The sequence below is a fragment of the Variovorax sp. 10N412 genome, assembly GCF_056394985.1.
Map to the genome: position 1 here is coordinate 39,080 of NZ_JBFTIO010000003.1, position 24,940 is coordinate 64,019.

Below are 24,940 nucleotides of genomic sequence, written 5' to 3' on the forward strand. Positions count from 1 at the left end.
ATATGAAACGTATATGAATCATATCGTGCGCAGTCCCGGTTGTAAAACCCTGGGGACAGTTCCCGCACAAGACCGCCGCTCCATCGAACAGGAACACGCGGCGAAGCGGGTTGGCTTTGACAGGTGCGGTCGGTGGCTCTTGATTGGAGTGAACCCCTGTGGCTGGACCACCGGGCGAGGTCCATCTGTCGCTTGTGATCGACTGCTTCGATGGCAGGGTGGTCGGTTGGACGGTCGGCCGCAGCCTTACGTCTGGAGGGCGCGCATGCAAGACCGTTCTCCAGTGTCGGCCTACGTCTTTCTAGATAGGCTGTTTGGAGGTTTCAGACCGTGTTTCGATGAACTAGATTCGGCGCGAGTATCGAACCTCAGGTCTCGGGGTCCGCCCCCACCTGAAACACGCGGGTCACGTCTTTCAAGGGAGCCAACAGCCGCTGCACGCATGCAGCGCTGACCTCATCCGTGGAAAGAAGGCGTGCCATGAACAGGATATTTGCGACGGTCTGGAACTCGTCCCTGTGCGCGTGGGTCGCGGTTCCCGAGACCAGCCGGCGGCGCGCCGAGGGCGGCCGCGACACCACCCGCCTGCACCTGAAGCTGGTCGTGACCACCGCGGCACTGCTCGTGATGCAGGCCTGGCCCCGGTCGGCATTGGCCGATGCGATCTCCATGAACACCTCGTGCACTACCGGCAGTTCAGGGCAGCCGGGGCGGATAACCACGGGCCCGACGACCGACGGTCCTGGCGGCACGGGCACCCCCACGCAGGACGGATCGGGCACCTACTCGGCCGTCGCGGGATGCAATGCAAACGGAGGCGGGTTCAGCGCCGTCACGTTGTACGGGACCTTTGCCAGCGCCCTGGGCCCCGGCTCGGCGGCATTCGGGTTTTTGGCGCAGGCCCAGCATTGGGGGTCTGCGTTCGGCCTCGAGGCATCGGCCGGCGGCAATGCGAGCGTGGCGCTGGGCTTCGGCGCCAATGCCTCGGCCCTCAACTCGGTCGCCATCGGTGGCGCCGGCGGCAACGGCACGACGCCGCTGAGCATCGCCAACTCCACCACCGCATCGGGCGCGGGCTCGATCGCCATCGGTGCCAACGCCACCAAGGGCGCGCAGGCCGCCGCCGCGGACGGCATCGCAGTGGGCGGGCAGTCTTCAGTGGCCGCGGGGGCGACCTCGGGCATTGCCGTGGGGCGCGGTGCAACCGTGAACGCGGCGTTCGGAATTGCCCAGGGCGACGGCACCGTCAGCGGCGCCACGGGTCAGAACGTGGCCATCGGCTCGGGTGCAACCACGGCCAACGCCGGCACGGCGGCGGGCGGGGCCGTGGCCATCGGGCGTGCGCAATCGGCCACCGGCAACGGCGCGGTGGCGATCGGCGACCCCAACACGGTCAACGGCACGGGCGCCGTCGCCGTGGGTGCGGACAACACCGCAGCGGGCAGCGCGGACGGCACGACGGCCGCGAATGGCGCCGTGGCGATAGGCAACGCCAACAACGCGGTCGGACAGGGGGCCGTGGCCCTGGGCAACAACTCGAACGCAGCCGCCGCGGGCACCCTGGCACTGGGCGATGGCGCGACGGCGGCGGCTTCGAATGCCATCGGGCTCGGCACGGGCGCCAGCGCCAATGGCGCAGGGGCCGTTGCCATTGGCAGCGGCGCAACCGCCGTCTATGCCAACAGCGTGGCGCTGGGCAACGCGAGCCAGACCATGGCCTCGCTGGCGGCACTGCAGGCGGTGGCCGCCTACACGCCCTTCGCGGGCGCCGCCATCGCAGGCGCGACGCCGGCAGGCGAGGTGTCCGTCGGCGCCAGCGGCAGCGAGCGCCGGTTGACCAACGTGGCCGCTGGCGGTGCGCCGACGGATGCGGTCAACGTCAGTCAGCTTTCCACCACCACGGCATCGCTGTCGACGGGGCTGAGCACGACGAACAGCAATGTGGGCAGCCTGTCGACTTCCACATCGACGGGCTTGAGCACCGCGACGAGCGGCATCACGAGCCTGTCCACCGGACTGAGCACGACCAACGGCAACGTCGGCAGCTTGTCGACTTCCACGTCGACCGGGCTGAGCACTGCGACGAGCAGCATCGGCAGCCTGTCGAGTTCGACCTCGACGGGCCTCAGCACTGCAACCAGCGGCATCACAAGCCTGTCCACGGGCTTGAGCACGACGAACAGCAATGTCGGCAGCCTGTCCACCGGCCTGAGCACGGCGACAAGCAGCATAGGAAGCCTGTCGACTTCGACCTCGACGGGCCTCAGCACTGCAACCAGTGGCATCACAAGCCTGTCCACGGGCTTGAGCACCACGAACAGCAACGTGGGCAGCCTGTCCACTGGGCTGAGCACGGCGACAAGCAGCATAGGAAGCCTGTCGACTTCGACCTCCACGGGCCTCAGCACTGCAACCAGTGGCATCACAAGCCTGTCCACGGGCTTGAGCACCACGAACAGCAATGTGGGTAGCCTCTCCACCGGCCTGAGCACCACGAACAGCAACGTCGGCAGCCTGTCGACTTCCACATCGAGCGGCCTGAGCACCGCCACGAGTGGCATCGCCAGCCTGTCCACCGGCCTGAGCACGACGAACAGCAACGTGGGCAGCCTGTCGACCTCGACCTCCACCGGGTTGAGCACCGCGTCCAGCGGCATCGGCAGCCTGTCCACGGGCCTGAGCACCACCAACAGCAGCCTCAGCAGCCTGTCCACGAGCGTGATCGGCGCGAGCACCGGCTTCAACAGCCTCTCGACCGGGCTGAGCACCGCCAACAGCAACGTCGGCAACCTCAGCACGACGATCAACAACATCAACGACTCCGGCACCAAGTACTTCCATGCGACCTCGACCGCGGCCGATGCCACGGCCAGCGGGCAGGAGGCGGTGGCGATAGGCCCGCAGTCGACAGCCAGCGGCGCGAGTTCGTTCGCGGCCGGCAACGGCGCCAGGGCCACCGCCAATGGCGCGGTGGCCGTGGGCTTGGGCGCGCAGGCCACGGGCGCGAACGCGATCGCCATCGGCTCCGGCGCATTGGCCACGGGCTCGCAGGCCATCGGTGCCAACGCGCGCGCGGGCGGGGGCGGGGTGGCCCTCGGCGACAACGCCGATGCAGGCGGCACGCCTCTGAGCAAGGCGCCGGCCGTGGCGCAGGGCACGGCCATCGGCTTCGGCGCGGTGGTGCAGCAGACCGGCGGCGTGGCGATCGGCGCGAGCTCGGTGGCGTCCACCGCGGCCGGCGTGGCGGCCTACGTGCCGGCCAGCGCCACGCCCCCGCAGGCAACGGCCATCCGTGCGACCAACAGCACGCAGGCGGCGGTGTCGGTGGGCGACCCGGCGAGCGGGCAGTTCCGGCAGATCACCGGGGTGGCCGGCGGCACGGCCGACAGCGACGCGGCCAACGTCGCGCAGCTGAAGGCCACGGCCAACGCGGTCGTCGCCGGCAGCGCGCAGTACGCGAGCAACCCCGACGGGTCCGTCAACTACAACCAGCTCACGCTGGGCAACGGCCAGGCGCCCATCGGCACGCGCGTGAGCAACGTCGCGCCGGGCGTGCTTCCGGGCGATGCGGTCAACCTCGGACAGTTGCAGGGTGTGCAGGGCCAGTTGGGCGACGTGGCGCGCGTCGCCTACTCTGGCACGGCCATGGCCTTTGCGATGTCAGGCACCTACCTGCCCACGCTGTACGCCGGTGAGAAGACGGTCGGCGTGGGCCTGGGCAGCTACAAGGGCTACACGGCGCTTGCGCTGACCTTCAAGACGCTGTCGGACGACGGCAAGATGTCCTGGGGTGCGGGGGTGACGACCACCGGGAAGGAATGGGGCATCAACGCCGGCATCGGCTGGAAGTGGAACTGACGACCTGACAGGAGTGGCCAGCACGCTGGCCACCCCGGTGCCTGTTACCACTCGAAGCCGATCCCGACCGCGGCGCCGACGTTGCCGCGTGTCGTCGTGGTGCCGGTGGCGCGATAGGACCAGGCGCCGCTGGCGGAGCGCGCCGAAAAGCCCACCGCAATGGCCGTCTGGCCACCATAGGTCGCCGTGCCCAGGGCCAGCATCGATTTTCCGGGTGACGGCGCCGTCGGCAGCACACCGGCGGCCATTGCCGATGCGATGCCCGCGTTGGCTTCGCGTCGCAGCTGGCTGATGCGGCTGTCGGTGTAGTTGTTGGCCTGTGTCAGCGCGCGGCCGGCGGCCTGGTTCGACAGGCCTCTGGCCTGGCCGAGGTTCACTGCGTCGGTGTCCTCGGTGCCCGGCGCCACGTTGGCAATCTGGCGTTCGGCGCCGACCGACCCCACGGACACCGTGCGGGCCCGCGTGGCTTGCGAGCCTTCGCCGATCGCCACGCTGCCTTCTGCCGTTGCGTAGGCGTTGGCACCCAGCGCGATGCTGCCGGGGGCCGGGGCCCGGGCGCCCGCACCAACCGCGACGCTGTTCTGCCCGGTGGCCTGGGCGTCGGCGCCTGCCGCCACGGCCCGGCTGCCAGGGGTCACTGTGGCGCGGTCGCTGCCGTCGCCCAGGTTGTCTGCCGCGAACATGCTGCCCTTCAGGTCGAGCTGGTCGAGCCGCTTGCCGACACGGCCGTCGAGTGCAACGAGGTCTCCGGCCGTCTTCACCGTGGCGGCCTTGTTGTCCGCGATGTCGGCGGTGTTCTGCGTTACGCGGCCGTCGAGGCCTTGGATGTCGTGGGTGTTCCTTGTCGTCACGGCCTTGTTGTCGGCGATGTCGATGGCGTTCTTGGTGATGTCGCCGGTGTTCTTTGCGATATCGCTGGTGTTCTGCACCACGCGGCCGTCCAGCCCTTGGATGTCCTGGGTGTTCTTTGTCGTCGCGGCCTTGTTGTCGGCGATGTCACCTGCGTTCTTCGCAATGTCTCCAGTGTTCTTCGCGATATCGCCCGTGTTCTTTGCGATGTCACCCGTGTTCTTCGTGATGTCGCCAGTGTTCTTCGCAATGTCGCTGGTGTTTTGCGTCACGCGACCGCCCAGGCCTTGGATGTCCTGTGCGTTCTTTGTGGTCGCCGCTTTGTTATCGGCGATGTCGCCAGCGTTCTTCGTGATGTCGCCAGCGTTCTTCGCAATGTCTCCAGTGTTCTTCGCAATGTCGCTGGTGTTTTGCGTCACGCGACCGTCCAGGCCTTGGATGTCCTGGGCGTTCTTTGTGGTCGCAGCCTTGTTGTCGGCGATGTCACCGGCGTTCTTCGTGATATCGCCCGTGTTCTTTGCGATATCCCTGGCGTTCTGCGTCACGCGGCCATCCAGGCCCTGGAGGTCCTGAGCGTTCTTGGTAGTCGCAGCCTTGTTGTCCGCGATGTCGCCGGTGTTCTTTGCGATGTCGCCAGTGTTCTTTGCAATGTCACCCGTGTTCTTCGTGATATCGCTGGTGTTCTGCGTCACGCGGCCATCCAGGCCCTGGAGGTCCTGAGCGTTCTTGATGGTCGCAGCCTTGTTGTCGGCGATGTCACCTGCATTCTTCGCAATGTCTCCGGCGTTCTTCGCGATATCGCCAGTGTTCTTTGCGATGTCTCCAGCGTTCTTTGCAAGGTCACCCGTGTTCTTTGCGATGTCGCTGGTGTTCTGCGTCACGCGACCGTCGAGGCCTTGGATGTCCTGTGCGTTCTTTGTCGTCGCGGCCTTGTTGTCGGCGATGTCTCCGGTGTTCTTGGCGATGTCGGTGGTGTTTTGCTTCACGCGACCATCCAGGCTTTGGATGTTCTCGGCGTTCTTCGTGGTCGCGGCCTTGTTGTCAGCGATGTCGGTGGCGTTCTTGGCGATGTCGCCGGTGTTCTTGGCGATATCTCCGGTGTTCTTCGCGATGTCTCCGGTGTTCTTTGCAATGTCAGTGGTGTTTTGCGTCACGCGCTCATCGATGCCAGCGAGCTTTCCATTGGTGGAGAACAGTTGCGCGCCGGTCACCGCTTCCGTGCTGTCCTTTGCAAGAGTGGCGTCCTTCAGGCCCTTTGCGGTGCGCACACCCTGTTTGCCGGCGAGGTCGACCACGGTGCCGTCGGTGTCCTTGGCCACGGTGATGTTGCGGCTGCTGGCGTCCTGGCGCACGAGGTTTTCGCTTCCTTGGGTAGCAACCTGCCGTTCGAGTGCCTCAATGGCGCTGGTGTTCTTCGTCGTCGCTGCCTTGTTGTCGGCGATGTCACCCGTGTTCTTTGCGATGTCGCCAGCGCTCTTTGCGATATCGGCGGTGTTCTGCGTCACGCGGCCGTCCAGGCCCTTGATGTCCTGCGCGTTCTTGGTGGTCGCGGTCTTGTTGTCGGCGATGTCCTTGCCGTTCTGGGTCACACCTGCTTCGACGACAGCGAGCTTTTCATTGGTCGAGAACAGCTGCGCGCCGGTCACCGCTTCCGTGCTGCCCTTTGCAAGCGTGGCGTCCTTCAGGCCTTTGGCGGTGCGCACACCCTGGTTGCCGGTGAGGTCGACCACGGTGCCGTCGGTGTCCTTGGCCACGGTGATGTTGCGGCTGGCGGCGTCCTGGCGCACCAGGTTTTCACCTCCCTGGGTGGTGATCTGCCTTTGCAGGGCTTCGATGTCGGTGGTGTTCTTCACCGTCGCCGCCTTGTTCTCGGCAATGGCACCGGCATTCTTGGTAGCAGCACCTTGTGCGGTGTTGGCGGCTGCAAGGGCGGTATTGGCGGTGCCTTGCGCGCCATCGGCGGCGGCCTTCGCAGCGGCGGCAGTGGTCGAGGCAGTGTTGGCCGTGCCTTGGGCGGCGTCGGCAGCTTTCTTCGCATCGCCGGCAGCCGTCAAAGCGGTGTTGGCGCTGCCTTGGGCGCCATCGGCGGCAGTCTTCGCAGCAGCGGCCGCGGTCGAAGCAGTGTTGGCTGTGCCTTGGGCTGCGTCGGCAGCTCTCTTCGCATCGCCGGCAGCCGTCAATGCGCTGGTGGCCGTGCCTTGGGCGCCATCGGCGGCGGTCTTCGCAGCAGCGGCCGTGGTCGAAGCAGTATTGGCTGTGCCTTGGGCGGCATCGGCCGCCTTCTTCGCATCGCCGGCAGCCGTCAATGCGGTGGTGGCCGTGCCTTGGGCGCCATCGGCGGCAGTCTTCGCAGCAGCGGCCGTGGTCGAAGCAGTATTGGCTGTGCCTTGGGCCGCGTCGGCAGCTGTCTTCGCAGCAGCGGCAGCCGTCGTCGCCGTGTTGGCCGTGCCTTGCGCGCCATCGGCGGCCTTCTTCGCATCGCCGGCAGCCGTCAACGCGGTGCTGGCAGTACCTTGGGCGCCATCCGCGGCGGTCTTCGCAGCAGCAGCCGTGGTCGAAGCGGTATTGGCCGTGCCTTGGGCTGCATCGGCAACTTTTTTGGCATCGGCGGCAGCAGTCGAAGCGGTGTTGGCAGTGCCTTGCGCCGCATCGGCCGCCTTCTTTGCCTCGGTGGCAGCTGTCTGTGCAGCGGTGGCTGAACTCTGGGCTGCGTTGGCGACAGCGCTCACTGCCTTCAGTTGACTGACGTTCACCGCATCCGCCTCGGCCTCGCCAGCAGCCACATTGGAGATCTTGGTCGTCGCCTGGTCTGCACGGCGGGCGTCGTAGGTCTTGGTGAGAGGGTTGTAGCGCAGCGCGGCGTCGAAAATCAGGCCCAGCGACTCGTTGGTCTTGGCCAATTCACCGTCCAGGGCGCCGATGGCACCGAGCACCGTCGTGGGTTGATTGGCAGGTTGGCCGTTCGCGCTATCGCCCAGACTGGCCAGCTTCAGCTTTGGCAGCACCAGTTCGCCAGTGGGGCTGACGGTGGTGCCGGGGCCCATTGCCGCGAGCACCGATTCGGCGCCGCCCCCTTTCGGGAGCTTGTTCAAGCGCGCCTCAAGTTCGACGTCCTTGGCGCCGAGCTTGTTGATCTCGGTATACGCCGCATGCAGCTGCTGGCCAACGACCACGTCGGTGCTGGTCGCATTCACGGAGCCGGGTCCCGCGTTGATGATTTGCCGAGGCTGCGCGGCGGTGCCCACGCTGACAACGGACCCTGGGGTCTCGCCTCGAGGGGCATAGGTCGTACCGTTCAGGACCACCGGGGCAACCTTACGTACATCGTCGGTGACGGCGCCGGTGCCCAGCGCAACGCCGGACCCGTGCTCCACCCTCGCACCGCTGCCCAGGGCCACGCCAGCAATGGCACCGGGAACCACCTTCGCCGACGCCCCGAGCGCCACGCCTTGTGCGGCGTCGGCAAGGGCGCCGCGCCCGCCTGCAAATGCATCGGCAGCGCTTGCCGTTGCCAACGTACCAATCGCAGTACCTTTGGAGCCATTTGCGACTGCTTTGAAGCCAATTGCCACTGCCTGGGGGCCCGAAGCCTTCGCTGCGCCCAGCCCATTGCCGTCTGCATTGAAACCCGAGTCAGCGCCAATGGCCACTGAATTCTCGCCGCTGGCATTTGCACCCTGCCCCATCGCAATAGCTCCGTTCGCGGACGCGATCGACTGCCGGCCCATCGACATCGCGGACACGCCCGAGGCGGCCGAAGAGTTGCCAACCGCGAACGAGCCGTCGCCGGAGGCGATGGCCGAGTAGCCGAAGCGTCCTCCTAGAGCAAGCGAATTGCTGCCCGTCGCCTGAGCGCCATGTCCCAAGGCCGTCGAGGTACCGCCGTCGACGTTATGTGTGACTGCCCCCTCCCCTATTGCAAGGCCACCATTGTTCGCCTGCGCACCATTTCCGATTGCCAGGCCACCCCGAACGCCTGCGCTCGGCCCAGCAAAGTTATTGGTTCGGCCTACAGCCTTGGCGTTTTGACCAATCGCGATGCTGCCCTCGCCAATTGCCAGGGTTCCGTTGTTGCCTATCGAGATCGGAGCTTTGGCAACACCGACCCCGATAAAACCGCCATTGACGAACAACTCGCCGCCCAAGGAAAGCGATTTCGGGCCAGATGAGGGCACACCCGCCACCCCACCGGTGCCATAGAACAGAACGCGGCCCGTCTGCGTCGCCGCATCTGCGGGAGAGCAATTGCCGGTCGTCAGAACTCTCATATGAGTGGCAGGATCAGCCGCAACATCCGAGCTCTGATTGAGAAGCGTCCTGTCGGAGAGGTAGTGGATGCAGCTGTTACTGCCGCCGGCATTGATGTAGACGCCCGGCAGGGCTTGCGCCATCGCGGGCGAAACAGCCGAAAAGCCGGCTGCCGCCACAATTCCCAGCAGTCCGAGGCCGGTTCCTCCACGGTGCTTCATGCCGAGCACCCGGCAGGCCAGGCGCATCAATGCGCTGATGCGTTTGCGCTGCGAGCGGCTCTGTCCCGCTGCGGATACGGCGCCTGCCGCCAGGAAGGGCGCCTTGAAGTTGAAGAGAAAGTTGCGCTTGGTGGCCGCGATCGATCGGGTGTTCACAGAAAAAGCTCACTGGGTCGTGGTTCGCTCGGCACCGCTCGAAGCGGAAGGCCCCGCCCTGCATGAAGGGAGAGGCCGAGCGAAGGTCGAAGAATTCGCCTGACTGACTGATTCGGCTCAGCCGGTCGGCGATCGGAGTGGGATTCCCGCGAGCAACCCGGTCTGCGACCGGTTGCCACGGCGCTGGCGCCGCGCTGGAAATCACTGGCCGCGACTTTATTGACCGCACCTTTTTAGTGAAATAGGACTGGTCTGAAAAAACAAGACGGGCTGAAATCTTGGCATTTAATGGCTCACATCCGTGAAAAATTACCGTTTCCATGACGTTCGCGCGGACGCTTTTCGCCTTTCATCAAACCATTCAGGCTTGCAATCAGACCAGTCTGAAACTGCCTGGCATTAATTCACAGAAATTCTAAAAAATTATCCAGGTCAACGGTTCCCTGATTTTTAGTCCCAGTCTGATTTCCTGCATTCGACGACGTTGGTAGATTCGCCGCCGTCACAGCAGGAGAAATCATTGAAATCGGAAAAACCGGCGAGCAGCCCCTCTGCGCCATTCAGCTCGATGCGCGTCGCAGCCTTGAGCGATACGCCCGCGAAGGCTCTCGATCTGGAACGCGCTTTGCGCGATGTGGGTGTTGTCGATGTCACCTGCATCCATACCCTCGACGCATTGCACCGCCAAGTGTGCAAAGGGTTGGTGGACGTGGTGGTGGGCGATGTGTCCCACGACCTCTGCAATGCATTGGGTGCGCCCGAGGTGCTGAAAAAGGCACGGTCGCAGGGCGGAGCTCATCCAATTCCGAATTTGCTGTGGTTTGGGAAATCGACCACCAGTGCCGGCCATGCCTGGTGGGACGAACCGACCGGAGGCAGGGTCAATTCAAGGCACGGAAAAATCAAGCTGATTGGCGGCGTTCCTGTTTCCGCTTTGCGCCTTTACGGAAAACTGCTTCGCACGTCCGGCATTTACGTCGCAATTTCCCATGAGGAGGGATTGGCCGGTCTTTCGGATGCATTGGCAGCCTTGTCAAAAATCAAGCGTGTCTGCATGGCGCCATTTGTAGCGCCCGCGTGCATCTTGCCGACCGAGGAAGAAGTGGTCGAAGCGCTGGCAACGGGCGAAGGGCTCCGCGTGGTCTTCCAGCCTCAATTCAACCTGTCGAGTCACGAAATTGTCGGCTGCGAGGCGCTCGTTAGGTGGCGGCATCCGCGTTGCGGCGACGTGTCGCCGGCGCTGTTCGTCGAAATGGCGGAGCGGCTCGGGCTGGATCTTCTGCTGTTCAGTTTTGTGAAAACCAGGGCCGTCGGCATGTTGACGCGCCTTGTTGCCGCCTCGGCCGAGATCCCTGTTGCAGTCAATGCTTCGGTTCGCACGCTGTGCACGCCAGCCTTGGCCGAGCGGGTCGCGCAGCGGATGCAGTTGGCCGAGCTTTTGCCGCAATTGCTGAAGATCGAATTGACGGAGGACATCGTCATTTCAGATCTACCGGCCCTCGGCGCTGCCGTGCCCACCCTTCAGGCCAAAGGCATTCCCGTTTCTCTGGACGATTTCGGGAGTTCCGGCTCCACGCCGCTGGTGCTTTGCAAGGCGAATTTCAATGAAGTGAAGATCGACGCGGCGCTGGTGCACAGCGCCCTGCGCTCCGCAAACTCGCGTGAAAGCCTGCGCGACCTGGCCAATGCGGCAGCTCAAAGAAATTTCCGGCTCGTTGCGGAAGGCATCGAAACGCAAGAGGCCGTGGCGATGCTCAAGGAAGTCGGCTGCAATTTCGGTCAAGGCTATTTTCTTTCCGCACCGATGGAGGCCGAGGCCTTTTTTCAGGCCCTGACCGCACAGTCCGTCGCTTGATCCATCCATCCATTTCGGCAAACATATTTCACGGGCAGCCAAATGAACAACCTCGAAAAGCTAGAACTGTGTCTGATCGACGATGAAGGGCAAAGGAAGCAGTTGCTCAACAACCTGATTCACGCAGGCTATACCTCGACAATCAAATGCGACTCCAATGCCTTCATCGAGCAGGTCATCGACAGGAAGAAATACGACGCCGTGCTGATGGATGTGCAGGATTTCAAATGGCGACTGGTCTTGAAGGTGTGCGACGCGGCCAAGATTCCCGTCATTTTCATCATGAATTCGAAGAAGCTGGAAATCTTCGATTTTCCGTGCCGCGACTGCATTTATTTCGATGTAGTTTCAGGTTCCGAATTCAACTATTTAGAGCTTCAATGGCGCCTGAGCGCTTTGCTAGCCCGCGCACCGCGCGCCAAAGATTTTGAAATACCTACCAACGGCTATTCCTGGGGCGACTACCGGTTCATCAATGGCGCACGAACGGTGGTGCACCACAAGGGCGTCGAAATTCCCCTGCAACGCAGGCAATTCATTTTTGCCCTCGCGCTTTTCCAGAACGTCGGAACGGTAATTTCGCGCGATCACATGGCGCGGTGTTTCGGCGAGAGTCCGAAGCTGGGATCGCGCTCGATGGACGTGTGCGCCGTCAACGTCCGAAAGAAGCTCCAGCTCAGCGAACAGAACGGCCTGATCCTGCGCGCCGTCTACGGCCGCGGCTACCAGCTGGTTTCGCTTTCGGGCAACAGAATCCCAGCCACGCTGGCCTGAATTCGCTGGCTTGAAATGAAGACATCCAACGCCCGGCGCGAAGCCGCGCCGAAGACTAGACTGAGCCTCCCAGGGCGGTGTCACAGAAAAGGCCTAGGCCTTTGGAGCGCTCGCACAGCGCGACACGAAAGCTGATCAGCATGGAACGTTTACGCATTGCGCTGCTGGACGATCACGCCGTCGTTCGCCACGGCCTTGCCAGCAGACTGCAGGCAGAGCCCGACTTTCTCGTCGTTGGTGTCTATGGAAAAAGCAGCGACGCCATGCGGGGCCTGGGGGAAAGCCCGGCCGACCTGCTTCTGCTGGACTTTGCGCTGAGCGCGGACGAGCTCGACGGCGTCTCGCTCATTCGCGCCTTGCGCGTCAAGTTCCCGCAATGCCGCATCCTGGTTCTCTCGTCGCATCACGACCCGGCCACCGTTGCCCTGGCGCTGCGCGTGGGTGCGCGCGGGTTCGTCGGCAAGGGCGAAGACATGGTCGACCTCATCAAGGCCATCCGAACCGTCACGGAGGGCGCGATCTACCTCAGCTCGGACATGTCCTACCGGGTCGCAGAGGCGTCCATCGAGCTGGCGTCGGACGAGAAGACGAACGCGCTCGACGGCGCCTCGCTCACGGCGCGCGAGCAGGAGGTCATACGCTGCTATCTGGCGGGCATGACGGTGACGGAGATTGCAGAGAAGTTCAATCGCAGCATCAAGACCATCAGCTCGCAAAAAGCTGCCGCGTTCCGCAAGCTGGGCGTCACGTCCAACAACGGCCTGTTCAAGATCAAGCACACCATCGACATCGATCTGCAATGAAGCTCTTCGGGCCGCGCCTGCTTGCCGTGTCGGCGGCCTTGTCCGCGCTGGCGTCATTCGGCTGCGCGGCCGCCGGGAGATCATTGCTGAGCGAGGAAGAGAACGCCTGGATCGCGCAGCACCCAACCCTGCGCGTGGCGCTGTCGCCGACCTCGCTGCCTATCGAGTACTTCGACAAGGGCGTCGTGCGCGGCCTGTCCGTCGAGTACGCCAACTTGATCGCAAGCCGGACCGGGCTCGGGTTCGTCTATGTCAGCGTGGCGGACAAGTCGAAGCGCGACATGCTCAGGGATGGTGAAGCCGATCTGTGCTTCGTGATCGCATACGACGACGCGCCTTCGACGTTGTCCGGAATCTCGTCGGTTCCGGCGAAGGGTGCGTATCCGTTGTTGACCATTTCCAGGCCGGGACAGGCCTTGGTGAAGGACCTTCGTCAGCTGGAAGGCAAGACCGTCGTGGTCGTCAAGGGCTGGCCGTTCGAAGACGAACTGAAGGCTTCTGTCCCCGGTGTCACGCTGGTGAACGGCGCCAACGCCCCGGACGTGCTGGCAAAGCTGGTGGCCGAGCAGGCCGACTTTGCGATCGGCAACGAGCTCCTCTTTCTGCCCTACCTGCACCGCCGCTGGGGGGGACAGCTCCAGACCGCCGGCATCTACGGGACCCGGCTGGGCAGGACCACCGCACTGGTGCGGGAAGACGACGTGGTGCTGCAGTCGATCCTGCAGAAGACGCTGGCCTCGTTCTCGAATGAGGACACCCACGTCCTGTACGAGAACTGGATGGACCGGGACTCGCCGGACGTGCCTTCGGCCGGGGCGCTCGGGCGCCACTTCGCGCTCGAGCTCGGGCTGGCGGGCCTGCTCGCGCTGCTGGCTTGCATCGTGCTCGTGCAGTTCTACCGGCAGCGCAGGGCCGCGATGCGCAACGAGCGCGAGAAGGCGCGCTTTCTCGCCATCGTGAGCCACGAGATCCGCTCGCCCATGAATGCGGTGCTGGCCGCCCTCGAGTTGTTGCGCAACACGCCACTGAACGAGCAACAGCGGCATTTCGCGCAGTTGGCCAACAGCGGCGGGCTCACGCTGCTGCGGCTGGTGGACGATGTGCTGGACATTTCCAAACTGGAGGCTGGCCAGTTGAGGCTCGATCGCGAGCCGGTGGACTTGAACGCGCTGGTTCGCAACATCGCGGATCTGCATCGCCTGCGTGCGCACGAGAAAAAGATCGCCCTCGATGTCACGGCAAGTCCGCTTCCTTCCTGGTTGATGCTGGACGAGGCGCGCGTCGCTCAGATCTTGCACAACCTGATCTCCAACGCGATCAAGTTCACGGAAGCGGGCGGCGTGACCGTCACCGTGTCCGCCTCCGCCGCGAGACCTGGGTGGTCGGACGTGGTCGTGGACGTTGCCGATACGGGCATTGGCGTGTCGCCCGAGACGCAGGCCCGGCTGTTCCAGCCCTACGTGCAGGCCGCCAACACCTACAAGCGCTCCGGCGGAACAGGCCTGGGGCTGGCGATCTGCCGCGAGCTCGCGACATTGATGGAGGGCAGGATCGAGCTGGCCAGCGAGCTGGGAAAGGGCACGACGGTCACCTTGTCGTTGACAGCCGAAGTCGTGGCGGACGATGACCCTCGCCTGGCCACGAGGACTTCGGACGCCGGCCTTCAGGATGTCGCTGCGCGCGCACGGCTTGTCGAGTCCCAGGGTCGCTTGCGGGTTCTCGTCGTCGAGGACACCCCCGTCAACCAGCAGGTCCTGCAAGCACAGATCGAATCGCTGGGATGCGAGGTCGAGATGGCCGTGGATGGCGCGCAGGCGGAGACCGCGTTCGCCGAAGGCTCGTTCGATCTCATCCTCATGGACTGCGATCTTCCGGACACTGACGGCTACACCCTTTCCAGGGTGTTGCGAGAAGTGGAGGGCGAACTGGAGCGCGCGCGCACACCGATCATTGCCATTTCCGCATCCAATGACGAGGCTCACGTCGAGCGCTGCTTCGCATCGGGAATGGACGGCGTCCTGAGCAAGCCCATCCGCACCAGCAAGCTTCAGAACGTCATTGAGCTCTGGTGCGCCCCCCACGATGCAACGCCAGCAAGCGCGCATGCGCCCGAGGCATTGCCCGACGTCCCCGCCGCCACTTGCAGCACTGTGCGCGACCACTTGCAGGCAGACCTGAACGCCGTGCGCGACGCCATGGCCTCGAACGACACGGACGCCGCCCGCCGCGCGGCGCATCGACTCCACGGGGCAGCGCTCACGCTTGGATTGGACACACTCGCACAGCCGGCCGGACAGCTCGAGGCATTGCTGCGAGCCGGCGCAGGTGACGAGAGCCGATCGGCCTTGGCGTCGCTCCTGGAATGCTGGCATCTGCAATTCCCGTCTCCTTAGCTTTCTGTCAGCAAGCGCTTCGTGGCGCGGCGGCGGGTAAGTCCGGTACGCCGATTCCCTCTCGCTTGATACGATTTTCTCCAAAGCGCCTGTTCCATGGGCGATGGAGACAAGATGGACCTGCACACATCCAGCGTCGCTGCCCAGGCGCTGTACCGCGTCATGGTGCGCATCCGCGCCTTCGAGAACGCCGCCGAGACGGCCAGCCAGGGCGGCGTGAGCGCTTATGGCCAGCAGGCCGCCGGCGCCGCCAAGGTCCGCGGGCCGCTGCACCTGTCGACCGGCCAGGAAGCGGTGCCGGCCGGCGTGTGCGCGCACCTGCGCACCACCGACTACCTCACCTCCACCCACCGCGGCCACGGCCACACGCTGGCCAAGGGCGCCGACCTCGCGCGGATGATGTGCGAGCTGTTCGGCAAGGCCACCGGCTTCAACGGCGGCAAGGGCGGCTCGATGCACATCGCGGACTTCTCGGTCGGCATGCTGGGCGCCAACGGCGTGGTGGCGGCAGGCCTGCCGATCGCGGTGGGCGCGGCGCATGCGCAGAAACTGCTGAAGAAGCCGGGCGACATCACGGTCTGCTTCTTCGGCGACGGCGCCATCAACCGCGGGCCATTTCTCGAAGCGCTGAACTGGGCACGGGTGTACGCGCTGCCCGTGCTCTTCGTCTGCGAGGACAACCGCTGGAGCGCGACCACGGCGAGCGGGCCGATGACGGCGGGCGACGGCGCGTCGGCGCGCGCCGCGTCGATGGACATCGCGGCCACGCAGGTCGACGGCAACGACGTGTTCGCGGTGCACGAGGCCGCCGCCCGGCTGGTGGCCGAGGTGCGGGCCGGCAGCGGGCCGCGCCTGCTGCATGCGCTGACGTACCGCGTGAAGGGGCATGTGTCGGTCGACCTGGCCGCCTACCGCGACCCGGCCGAACTGGCCGCCGCGCTGCAGACCGACCCGATCGCCCGGGCGCGGGACCGTCTGCTGGGTTCGGGCATCGCCGCCGCGACGCTCGACGCCATCGAGAACGCGGCGCGCGACGAGGTCGACACCGCCCTGGCGGTGGCCGACGCGGCACCCTGGCCCGACGCCGGCGCCGCCTTCACCGACGTGCAGACCACCGGCGCAGGCCAATGGAAATGAAGGCAATGAACGCAATGAACGCCACGACGAAGGACCTGAGCTACGCCGAAGCCGCCGTGCTCGCCCTGCAGCGCGAGATGCAGGCCGACCCGCGCGTGGTGGTACTCGGCGAGGACGTGGGCCGCGGCGGCATCTTCGGCCAGTACAAGGGACTGCAGGACCACTTCGGCCCCGAGCGCGTGATCGACACGCCGATCAGCGAGGCCGCGATCATGGGCGCCGGCGTGGGCATGGCGCTGGCCGGGCTGCGCCCTGTGGTCGAGATGCGGGTGGTCGACTTCGCCCTGTGCGGCATGGACGAGCTGGTGAACCAGGCCGCCAAGAACCGCTTCATGTTCGGCGGCCAGGGCCGGGTGCCGCTGGTGGCGCGCATGCCGGGCGGCATCTGGGACGCCTCGGCCGCGCAGCATTCGCAGTCGCTGGAGGCGTGGTTCGCGCACCTGCCGGGCGTGGTGGTGGTGTGCCCGTCGACCCCGCAGGACAACCACGGCCTGCTGCGCTCGGCGCTGCAGTGCGACGACCCGGTGGTCTACATCGAGCACAAGACGCTGTGGGGTGTGCGCGGCGAGGTCGACGAAGACGTCGCCGTGCCGCTGGGCAAGGCAGCGCGCGTGCGCGAGGGCAACGCGCTCACGCTGGTGAGCTGGAGCAAGCAGATGCAGGCCTGCGCGGCCGCCTGCGACGCGCTGGCGGCCGAGGGCGTTGCGGTCGACCTGATCGACCTGCGCACGCTGTGGCCGTGGGACCGCGACACCGTGCTGTCGTCGTGCGCGCGCACCGGGCGCCTGCTGGTCGTGCACGAGGCGGTGCAGGCGGCGGGCTTCGGCGCCGAAATCGCGGCCAGCGCGGCGGAGGCCACGGGCTGCCGCATCGCGCGGCTGGGCGCGCCGCGCATTCCGGTGGGCTATGCGCCGGTGCTGGAGGCACAGTCGCGCGTCGGGGTCGAAGCGATCGTGGCGGCGGCGAAGAAGCTGGCCGGCTGAAGCCGAGACCACCGATCTGCATGGACCCGCTCTTCTTCAAGCTGGTGCGGGTGGTCAACCTCACGGCGCGACCGTTTCATGAGCGCGTGGGCCGCGACCATCAGCTCACGCTGAACGAGTGGCGCGCCATGGCCGTGCTGGCCGTGCAGCCCGGGCTCAACGCCACGCAGGTCGCCGACCAGACCGGCCTCGACAAGATGGCCGTGAGCCGTGCGCTGACCGGCCTGAAGCGCCACAAGCGCGTGCAGCGCCACGACGACCCGACCGACCAGCGCAGCCGCCGGCTCTATCTGACGGCTGCCGGCAAGACGCTGCACGAAACCGTGAGCGCCCTGGGCCGCGAACGCGAAGCCGCGCTGTTCGCGGGCGTCGATGCCGATGAACTGGCTTGGCTGGACGCAACGCTCGACAAGCTCATCGACGCCGTCCAGCGCACCCACTGACCAACGAAACGGCCGCCCTCTCCCGCCCCTTCCAGAAACACCGTGGAACCGGCTCCGCCGGGCCACCGGTGTTGCCCCCGGTAGGGGGAAGGAGAAGCGACACGAAGTGCGCGGAGCCTGGGGGCGAGCCTTATGCCGCGAAGCCGCCGTCGATGTTCAGCCCGGCGCCCGTCACGAACGCCGCTTCCGGGCTGGCCAGGTAGGCCACCATGCCCGCGATCTCGTCGGCATGGCCGTGGCGGTCGATGGCCATGAAGCTGTGCATGGTGGCGGCCATCGGGCCGTTGGCCGGGTTCATGTCGGTGTCGACCGGGCCGGGCTGCACGTTGTTGACCGTGATGCCGCGCGGGCCCAGGTCGCGCGCCAGGCCCTGCACCAGGCCAGTGAGCGCCGACTTGCTCATGGCGTACACGCTGCCGCCGGCAAAGGGCATGCGCTCGGCGTTGGTGCTGCCGATGTTCACGATGCGCCCGCCCGTGCCCATGTGCGCCAGCGCGGCCTGGATGGCGACGAACACGGCGCGCACGTTGACGGCAATGGTGCGGTCGAAGTCGGCCAGGCTGAACTGGTCGACGGGGCCCAGGTGCAGCACGCCCGCGCTGTTGACCAGGATGTCGATGCGCCCGCCGAAGTGCCGGGCGGCCTGGTCGATGCCGGCCTTGAGCGCGTCGGCGTCGGCGCTGTCGATCTTCAGCGCCAGCGCGCGGCCGCCTTCGGCCTCGATGGCGCGCGCCAGTTCGTCGGCGGGGGCCTGCGAGGCGCTGTAGCTGAAGGCCACGGCCGCGCCGTCGCGCGCCAGGCGGCGCACGATGGCCGCGCCGATGCCGCGCGAGCCGCCGGTGACGAAGGCGACCTTGCCGGCCAGGACGGCAGAAGAAGAAGAAGCGATGTTCGAGGTCATGATTTTTCCGATCGGTTGGAGGAAGAAGGCCTTCAGTGTCGGCATTCCATTCCCTTCGCGGTAGCCACCAATTGGCGCAATCAACTTCAACCCATGGTTGAAGATGCGCGGGAGAATGCACGGCATGGAACCGCTCAACCACCTCGAATCCTTCGTGCAAAGTGCCGAGGGCGGCAGCTTCTCGGCCGCCGCCCGGCGCCTGGGGCTGACGCCGGCCGCGGTCAGCAAGAACGTCGCGCGGCTCGAGGCCCGGCTGGGCGTGCGGCTGTTCCAGCGCAGCACGCGCCGCCTGACGCTGACCGAGGGCGGCGAGCGCTTCCTGGCGCAGATCGGCGGCGCACTGGCCACGCTGCAGGCGGCCGTGGCGGGCGTCGACACCGACGACGGCCAGCCGGCGGGCACGCTGAAGGTGAGCATGGGCCAAGCCTTCGGGCGCGAGCATGTGCTGCCGATGCTGGGCGACTTTCTGGCGCGCTACCCGGGCATCGTGCCGGACTGGCATTTCGACAACCAGCAGGTCGACCTGGTGGGCGAGGGTTTCGACGCGGCCATCGGCGGGGGCATCGAGCTGCCGGCCGGGCTGGTGGCGCGGGAGCTCTCGCGCATCCACGTGGTGGCGGTGGCCTCGCCCGCCTACATGCAGGGGCGCAAGCGGCCGCGGCACCCGTCGGAGCTGGCCTCGCTCGACACGCTGCTGCGCCGCTCCTCGCCCACGGGACGGGTGCGAAGCTGGACGCTGCGGCATGCCAAGGGCAAGGGCCAGGACGGCCAGGAGCGCCAGGAGCGCCAAGACCGCGAGGAGGCCACCGTCGAGCTGCCCCGGCCGCGCGCCATCTTCAACGACCCCGAAGCCATCGCGCATGCGGCGCTCATGGGGCTGGGTGTGGCTATGCTGCCGATGCCCTTCGTGGAGCGCGGACTGCGCAGCGGCGCGCTGGTTCGGCTGCTGCCCGAGTGGTATCAGGATGCGGGCGCGGTGTGGCTCTACTACCCGAGCAAGAAGCTGTTGCCGCCCAAGACGCGCGTGTTCATCGACTTCGTGCTGCAGCGCTTTCGCGACGAGCGCTTCGCGCAGCGGATGCAGGTGGGCTGACCTGGCGAACGGCCGGCCCGTCAGGTCACGGGGTTTTCACCCGCGACGCCCGCGGCGCGCCCCTGTACAAACGCGCGCATGACTTCTTTCTCATTTCAATCGAATCGCCGCACCGTGCTGGCCGCTTCCCTCGCAACCGCCCTCACCGTGATGGCCGCTCCTTCGTGGGCCCAGGCCACCTGGCCGACCAAGCCGGTGCGCATCGTCGTGCCGTTCGCGGCCGGCGGCACCACCGACATCCTCGCGCGCGCCATGGCGCCCGAGCTCTCCAAGGCCTTCGGCCAGCAGTTCATCGTGGACAACCGCGCGGGCGCCGGCGGCAACGTGGGCGCCGAGCTGGTGGCGCGCGCGCCGAACGACGGCTACACGCTGCTGATGGGCACCGTGGGCACGCACGGCATCAACCGCGCGCTGTACCCCAAGCTGCCCTTCGACCCGATCAAGGACTTCGTGCCGATCACGCTGGTCGCCGCCGTGCCCAACGTGATGGAAATGAACGCCGAGAAGGCCAAGGCGCTGAACATCCACAACGTGCAGGACTTCATCAAGTACGCCAAGGCCAACCCCGGCAAGCTGAACATGGCGTCCAGCGGCAGCGGCACCTCGATCCACCTGGCGGGCGAGCTGTTCAAGAGCATGACCGGCACGTTCATGGCGCACATTCCGTACAAGGGCTCGGGCCCGGCGCTTCTGGACATGGTGGGCGGCAACGCCGACGTGATGTTCGACAACCTGCCGTCGTCGATGGCGCAGATCAAGGCCGGCAAGCTCACCGCGCTGGCCGTGACGAGCGCGCAGCGTTCGCCGGCGCTGCCGGACATTCCGACGGTGGCGGAGGTGGGTGGCCCGACGCTCAAGGGCTTCGAGGCGAGTTCGTGGTTCGGGCTGCTGGCGCCGGCCGGCACTTCGCCCGATATCGTCAACCGGATTCAGCAGGAGGTGGCCAAGTCGCTGAACACGCCGGCCATCAAGGAAAAGATGCTCGCGCAGGGCGCGCTGCCCAGCGGGAATTCACCCGCCGACTTCACGAAGCTCATTGCGAGCGAACACGTGAAGTGGGCGAAGGTCGTCAAGGACTCCGGCGCGAAGGTGGACTGACCCGAAAGCTCAGGTCTTCCAGGTCACGTCCTTCTTGTCGGCCAGGGAGTCCTTGAGCATGTGAAGCAGGGGGGCTGCACGCTGGTGCAGTCCTACATGCTGCTTCTCTGCATCGGCGGCATGGCCTTCGACGGCGTAGTCGTCGTGGTTGTGGGCGTTGCCGCCCTCGCGGGCCAGCGCGGCCTCGAGCGCGGAGATGGCGCCGGGAATCTGCTCGACGGTGATGATGCCTTGCGGCGCGACCGACTTGCCGACGATGTCGAGCAGCTGGCGTGCGTGCACTTCGAGCATGACGAAATCAGCGGAAGCCCGGGACTGGAAACGATAGAGCATGGTGTTCCTCACTCACTTGTAGATGTAATCACGGGCAAAAGGGTACACCGACTGCGCGCCGCGCAAGACGCCTGCGCGCCCTACATTGCCGTCAGGCTTTGTCGACAACATCTGGTGCAAGGAGATCCAGCCCTGCTCGAAGCTCATGGCCGAGCCCGCCAGGTACAGGCGGTAGGCGCGCAGCACGCGCTCGGCGTTCTCGGCCTGGCGCCCGCCGTTGCGCTGGAGCACCTCGAGCGCGGTGCCAAGCTGCGCCTCCAGCGCATCCGACCAGGCCCACAGCGTGCGCGCATAGTGCGGACGCAGGCTTTCGGTATCGACCATCTCCAGGCCCGCAGCCGCGGTGTCGCGCAGCACGTGCGTCACGTGCAGCAACTCACCGCCCGGGAAGATGTACTTCTCGATGAAGTCGCCCATGCCCGCGCCCAGCTGGCGGTAGTTCAGCTCGCCCGAGGTGATGCCGTGGTTGAGCACCAGCCCGCCCGGCTTGAGCAGCGCGTGGATCTTGCGGAAATAGGTCGGCATGTTGGCAGCGCCGACGTGCTCGAACATGCCCACCGATGAGATCTTGTCGAAGGGCTGCGCGTCGGGCAGCTCGCGGTAGTCGCGCAGTTCCACGCGCACCCGGCCCTGCAGGCCTTTTTCCTCGATGAGCCGCTGCACGTACGCATGCTGGTTCTTCGACAGCGTGATGCCGGTGGCGTCCACGCCGTAGTGCTCGGCCGCCCAAATCAGCAAGGCGCCCCAGCCAGAGCCGATGTCCAGGTAACGCTCGCCCGGCTGCAGCATGAGCTTGCGGCAGATGTGGTCGAGCTTGGCTTCCTGCGCCTGCGCGAGCGTGAGCTCGGGCGTGCGGAAGTAGGCGCACGAATACACGCGGCGCGGGTCGAGCCACAGGGCATAGAAATCGTCTGAAACGTCGTAGTGGAACTCGATCTGGGCCGCGTCCTTGCGCAGCGAGTGCGAGCCGCGCGACTTGGCGCGGTGCTGCAGGCGGCTCCACCAGCTGGTGTCGGTCTCGGCCGGATTGCCGGGCAGCATGCCCACGGTGGCGTCGATCAGGTCGCGCATGGCGCCCTCGATCTGCACCTTGCCTTCGACGTAAGCCTCGCCGATGGCGCCCACCTGGTGGGCGGCCAGCTTGGCAAGCACCTTCCACTCCTTGAAAGCCAGCGTGACGCGGGCTCCCGCCTGGGCAACGCGCCGGCCGTCCGGCAGTTCCAGGGCAATGGGAACAGGCAGCGAGGCCAGCTGCGACTCGATCTTCAGTATCAAGTTTTGCATGGGGGCCATGGTATTGATTTTTCAAAGTTTTTGCATGACTCCCCGCGCCGGCGGGGGCGTCGAGCGGCGCGCCGGCCCCGTTGCGAATCCTCATTGACAGCAGATTGTTTATGCCTAAACTATTCAACCATGAACAGCCTCAGCACGGTCAAAACCGCTCCCGCCTCGGACCTCCAACGCATCCTGTGCATCGGCGGCGGGCCGGCGGGCCTGTATTTCGCCTTGCTGATGAAGGCGCGCAACCCGCAGCTCCAGATCACTGTGCTGGAGCGCAACCGCCCCTTCGACACCTTCGGCTGGGGCGTGGTGCTGAGCGACCAGACGCTGGGCAATCTGCGCGCGGCCGACGGTCCCACCGCGGCGCTCATCGGCAACGAGTTCCACCACTGGGACGACATCCAGGTCTTCTTCAAGGGCGGCCAGGTGCGCTCGGGCGGTCACGGCTTCTGCGGCATCGGCCGCAAGCGGCTGCTCAACATCCTGCAGGAACGCTGCCTCGCGCTCGGCGTCGAGCTGGTCTTCGAGACCGATGCCGCCGACGACCAGGCGGTGGCCGCCAAGTACAACGCCGACCTGGTCATTGCCAGCGACGGCCTGAACAGCCGCATCCGCCAGCGCTACGCCGAGGTGTTCAAGCCCGACGTCGACCTGCGCGAGTGCCGGTTCGTGTGGCTGGGCACGCACCAGACCTTCGACGCCTTCACGTTCGCCTTCGAAGAGACCGAGCACGGCTGGTTCCAGGCGCACGCCTACCAGTTCGACGACAAGACCTCGACCTTCATCGTCGAGACGCCCGAGGCCGTGTGGAAGGCCCACGGCCTGGACCAGATGGAGCAGCCCGAGGCCGTCGCCTTCTGCGAGAAGCTGTTCGCCAAGTACCTGGGCGGCCACTCGCTCATCAGCAACGCCACGCACCTGCGCGGCTCGGCCAACTGGATCCGCTTTCCGCGCGTGGTGTGCGAGCGCTGGACGCACCGCATCGACGTCGAGGGCCGCTCGGTACCCGTCGTGCTGATGGGCGACGCCGCGCACACGGCGCACTTCTCCATCGGCTCGGGCACCAAGCTCGCGCTGGAAGACGCGATCGACCTGGCCAACGAATTCGCGCAGGGCGGCACCGTCGACCATGTGCTCGAAGGCTACGAAGCGCGCCGCAGCGTCGAGGTGCTGAAGATCCAGAACGCCGCGCGCAACTCCACCGAATGGTTCGAGAACGTGCCGCGCTACACCGGCATGCAGATCGAGCAGTTCGCGTACTCGCTGCTCACGCGCTCGCAGCGCATCAGCCACGAGAACCTGCGCGTGCGCGACACGCAATGGCTCGGCGGCTACGAGCAGTGGCTGGCCGGCGGCAAGGCGATGCCGCCGATGCTCATGCCCTACACCGTGCGCGGGCTCACGCTGAAGAACCGCATCCTGGTGTCGCCGATGGCCACCTACAGCGCGGTCGACGGCGTGCCGCAGGACTTCCTGCTGGTGCACCTGGGCGCGCGCGCACTCGGCGGCGCCGCGATGGTGTTCGTCGAAATGACGAGCCCGACGCCCGAAGGCCGCATCACCCCCGCCTGCACCGGTCTCTACAACGACACGCAGCAGGCCGCGTTCAAGCGCATCGTCGATTTCGTGCACACGCAGTCCAGCGCGAAGATCGCGATGCAGCTCGGCCACAGCGGCCCCAAGGGCTCCACGCGCGTGGGCTGGGAAGGCACTGACGAGCCGCTCGAAAGCGGCAACTGGCCGGTGCTGGGCGCGAGCGCCGTGCCCTACGGCGAACAGAACCAGCTGCCCGCCGCGATCACGCGCGAACAGATGGACACGCTGCGCGACCAGTTCGTCGACGCCACGCGCCGCACGCTGGAGGCCGGCTTCGACTGGCTCGAACTGCACTGCGCGCACGGCTACCTGCTGTCGGCCTTCATCAGCCCGCTGACCAACCTGCGCACGGACGAATACGGCGGCGACATCGAAGCGCGCTGCCGCTATCCGCTCGAGGTGTTCCGCGCCATGCGCGCCGTGTGGCCCGAAGACAAGCCCATGAGCGTGCGCATCTCCGCGCACGACTGGGCCCCCGGCGGCAACACCGACGCCGATGCGGTGGCAATCGCGCGCCTGTTCAAGCAAGCCGGCGCAGACTTCATCGACGTGTCGTCCGGCCAGACCACGCGCACCGCCAAGCCGGTGTACGGCCGCATGTACCAGACGCCGTTCTCCGACCGCATCCGCAACGAGGTCGGCATTGCGACCATTGCGGTCGGCGCCATCACCGACGCCGACCAGGCCAACAGCATCATCGCGGCCGGCCGCGCCGACCTGTGCGCCGTGGCGCGCCCGCACCTGGCCGACCCGGCGTGGACGCTGCACGAGGCGGCCAAGCTGCAAAGCCGCTACGTCGACTGGCCGAAGCAGTACCTGAGCGGGCGCGACCAGATGTACCGCGAGATCGCCAAGCAACAGCAGATTGCCGCGGCCACCGCATCGGCTGCCGCCGCGAACACTGACGAGACGCACTGA

At 66.2% G+C, this 24,940-nt stretch carries 15 protein-coding genes; 11 read left to right on the forward strand and 4 right to left on the reverse strand.

Translation table 11 applies throughout. The features are described from left to right. Positions 1-480 precede the first annotated feature (480 nt). On the forward strand, positions 481-3,858 hold the full coding sequence (locus tag AC1DJH_RS09485; RefSeq protein WP_478185518.1) for an ESPR-type extended signal peptide-containing protein: 3,378 nt from the start codon (positions 481-483) through the stop codon (positions 3,856-3,858). A 44-nt stretch (positions 3,859-3,902) separates the two neighbouring features. On the opposite strand, the gene AC1DJH_RS09490 is transcribed toward AC1DJH_RS09485, so the two are convergent. Next, positions 3,903-9,332 (reverse strand): YadA-like family protein, encoded by a 5,430-nt coding sequence (locus AC1DJH_RS09490; RefSeq protein WP_478185519.1) that lies wholly within the window; start codon positions 9,330-9,332, stop codon positions 3,903-3,905. Between the two features lie 520 nt (positions 9,333-9,852). Here AC1DJH_RS09490 and AC1DJH_RS09495 point away from each other — a divergent pair. The 7 genes from AC1DJH_RS09495 to AC1DJH_RS09525 all read left to right on the forward strand — a co-directional run bounded on the left by AC1DJH_RS09495 (position 9,853) and on the right by AC1DJH_RS09525 (position 17,720). Then, positions 9,853-11,187, forward strand: a complete 1,335-nt coding sequence (locus tag AC1DJH_RS09495) for an EAL domain-containing protein (protein ID WP_478185520.1) — start codon at positions 9,853-9,855, stop codon at positions 11,185-11,187. A 42-nt stretch (positions 11,188-11,229) separates the two neighbouring features. Next, on the forward strand, positions 11,230-11,961 hold the full coding sequence (locus AC1DJH_RS09500; RefSeq protein WP_435487523.1) for a winged helix-turn-helix domain-containing protein: 732 nt from the start codon (positions 11,230-11,232) through the stop codon (positions 11,959-11,961). A 101-nt stretch (positions 11,962-12,062) separates the two neighbouring features. Beyond that, positions 12,063-12,764, forward strand: coding sequence for a response regulator (locus AC1DJH_RS09505; protein WP_478185521.1), 702 nt, complete (start codon positions 12,063-12,065; stop codon positions 12,762-12,764). Beyond that, positions 12,761-15,157, forward strand: coding sequence for an ATP-binding protein (locus tag AC1DJH_RS09510; RefSeq protein WP_478185522.1), 2,397 nt, complete (start codon positions 12,761-12,763; stop codon positions 15,155-15,157). The genes AC1DJH_RS09505 and AC1DJH_RS09510 overlap by 4 nt, the downstream gene beginning before the upstream one ends. Positions 15,158-15,271: 114 nt before the next feature. Continuing rightward, positions 15,272-16,294: a thiamine pyrophosphate-dependent dehydrogenase E1 component subunit alpha gene (locus tag AC1DJH_RS09515; RefSeq protein ID WP_478185523.1), complete on the forward strand. Its 1,023-nt coding sequence runs from the start codon at positions 15,272-15,274 to the stop codon at positions 16,292-16,294. A 5-nt stretch (positions 16,295-16,299) separates the two neighbouring features. Continuing rightward, positions 16,300-17,277, forward strand: coding sequence for an alpha-ketoacid dehydrogenase subunit beta (locus tag AC1DJH_RS09520; RefSeq protein WP_478185524.1), 978 nt, complete (start codon positions 16,300-16,302; stop codon positions 17,275-17,277). 20 nt (positions 17,278-17,297) lie between these two features. After that, a complete protein-coding gene (locus AC1DJH_RS09525) occupies positions 17,298-17,720 on the forward strand; it encodes a MarR family winged helix-turn-helix transcriptional regulator (protein WP_478185525.1) in 423 nt (140 codons plus the stop codon). Positions 17,721-17,850: 130 nt separating this feature from the next. Here AC1DJH_RS09525 and AC1DJH_RS09530 read toward each other — a convergent pair whose 3' ends face one another. After that, a complete protein-coding gene (locus tag AC1DJH_RS09530; RefSeq protein ID WP_478185526.1) occupies positions 17,851-18,621 on the reverse strand; it encodes an SDR family oxidoreductase in 771 nt (256 codons plus the stop codon). Positions 18,622-18,745: 124 nt separating this feature from the next. Between AC1DJH_RS09530 and AC1DJH_RS09535 the strand changes: the two genes are divergently transcribed. Beyond that, positions 18,746-19,714: a LysR family transcriptional regulator gene (locus tag AC1DJH_RS09535; RefSeq protein WP_478185527.1), complete on the forward strand. Its 969-nt coding sequence runs from the start codon at positions 18,746-18,748 to the stop codon at positions 19,712-19,714. A gap of 78 nt (positions 19,715-19,792) precedes the next feature. Beyond that, positions 19,793-20,812 (forward strand): Bug family tripartite tricarboxylate transporter substrate binding protein, encoded by a 1,020-nt coding sequence (locus AC1DJH_RS09540; RefSeq protein ID WP_478185528.1) that lies wholly within the window; start codon positions 19,793-19,795, stop codon positions 20,810-20,812. A 9-nt stretch (positions 20,813-20,821) separates the two neighbouring features. Here AC1DJH_RS09540 and AC1DJH_RS09545 read toward each other — a convergent pair whose 3' ends face one another. Then, entirely contained in the window at positions 20,822-21,145 is a 324-nt protein-coding gene (locus AC1DJH_RS09545) for a DUF1840 domain-containing protein (RefSeq protein ID WP_435487532.1), read from the reverse strand. A gap of 12 nt (positions 21,146-21,157) precedes the next feature. After that, entirely contained in the window at positions 21,158-22,429 is a 1,272-nt protein-coding gene (locus AC1DJH_RS09550; RefSeq protein WP_472125029.1) for a class I SAM-dependent methyltransferase, read from the reverse strand. 129 nt (positions 22,430-22,558) lie between these two features. Here AC1DJH_RS09550 and AC1DJH_RS09555 point away from each other — a divergent pair, with 129 nt between their 5' ends. Next, positions 22,559-24,940: a bifunctional salicylyl-CoA 5-hydroxylase/oxidoreductase gene (locus tag AC1DJH_RS09555; protein ID WP_472125032.1), complete on the forward strand. Its 2,382-nt coding sequence runs from the start codon at positions 22,559-22,561 to the stop codon at positions 24,938-24,940.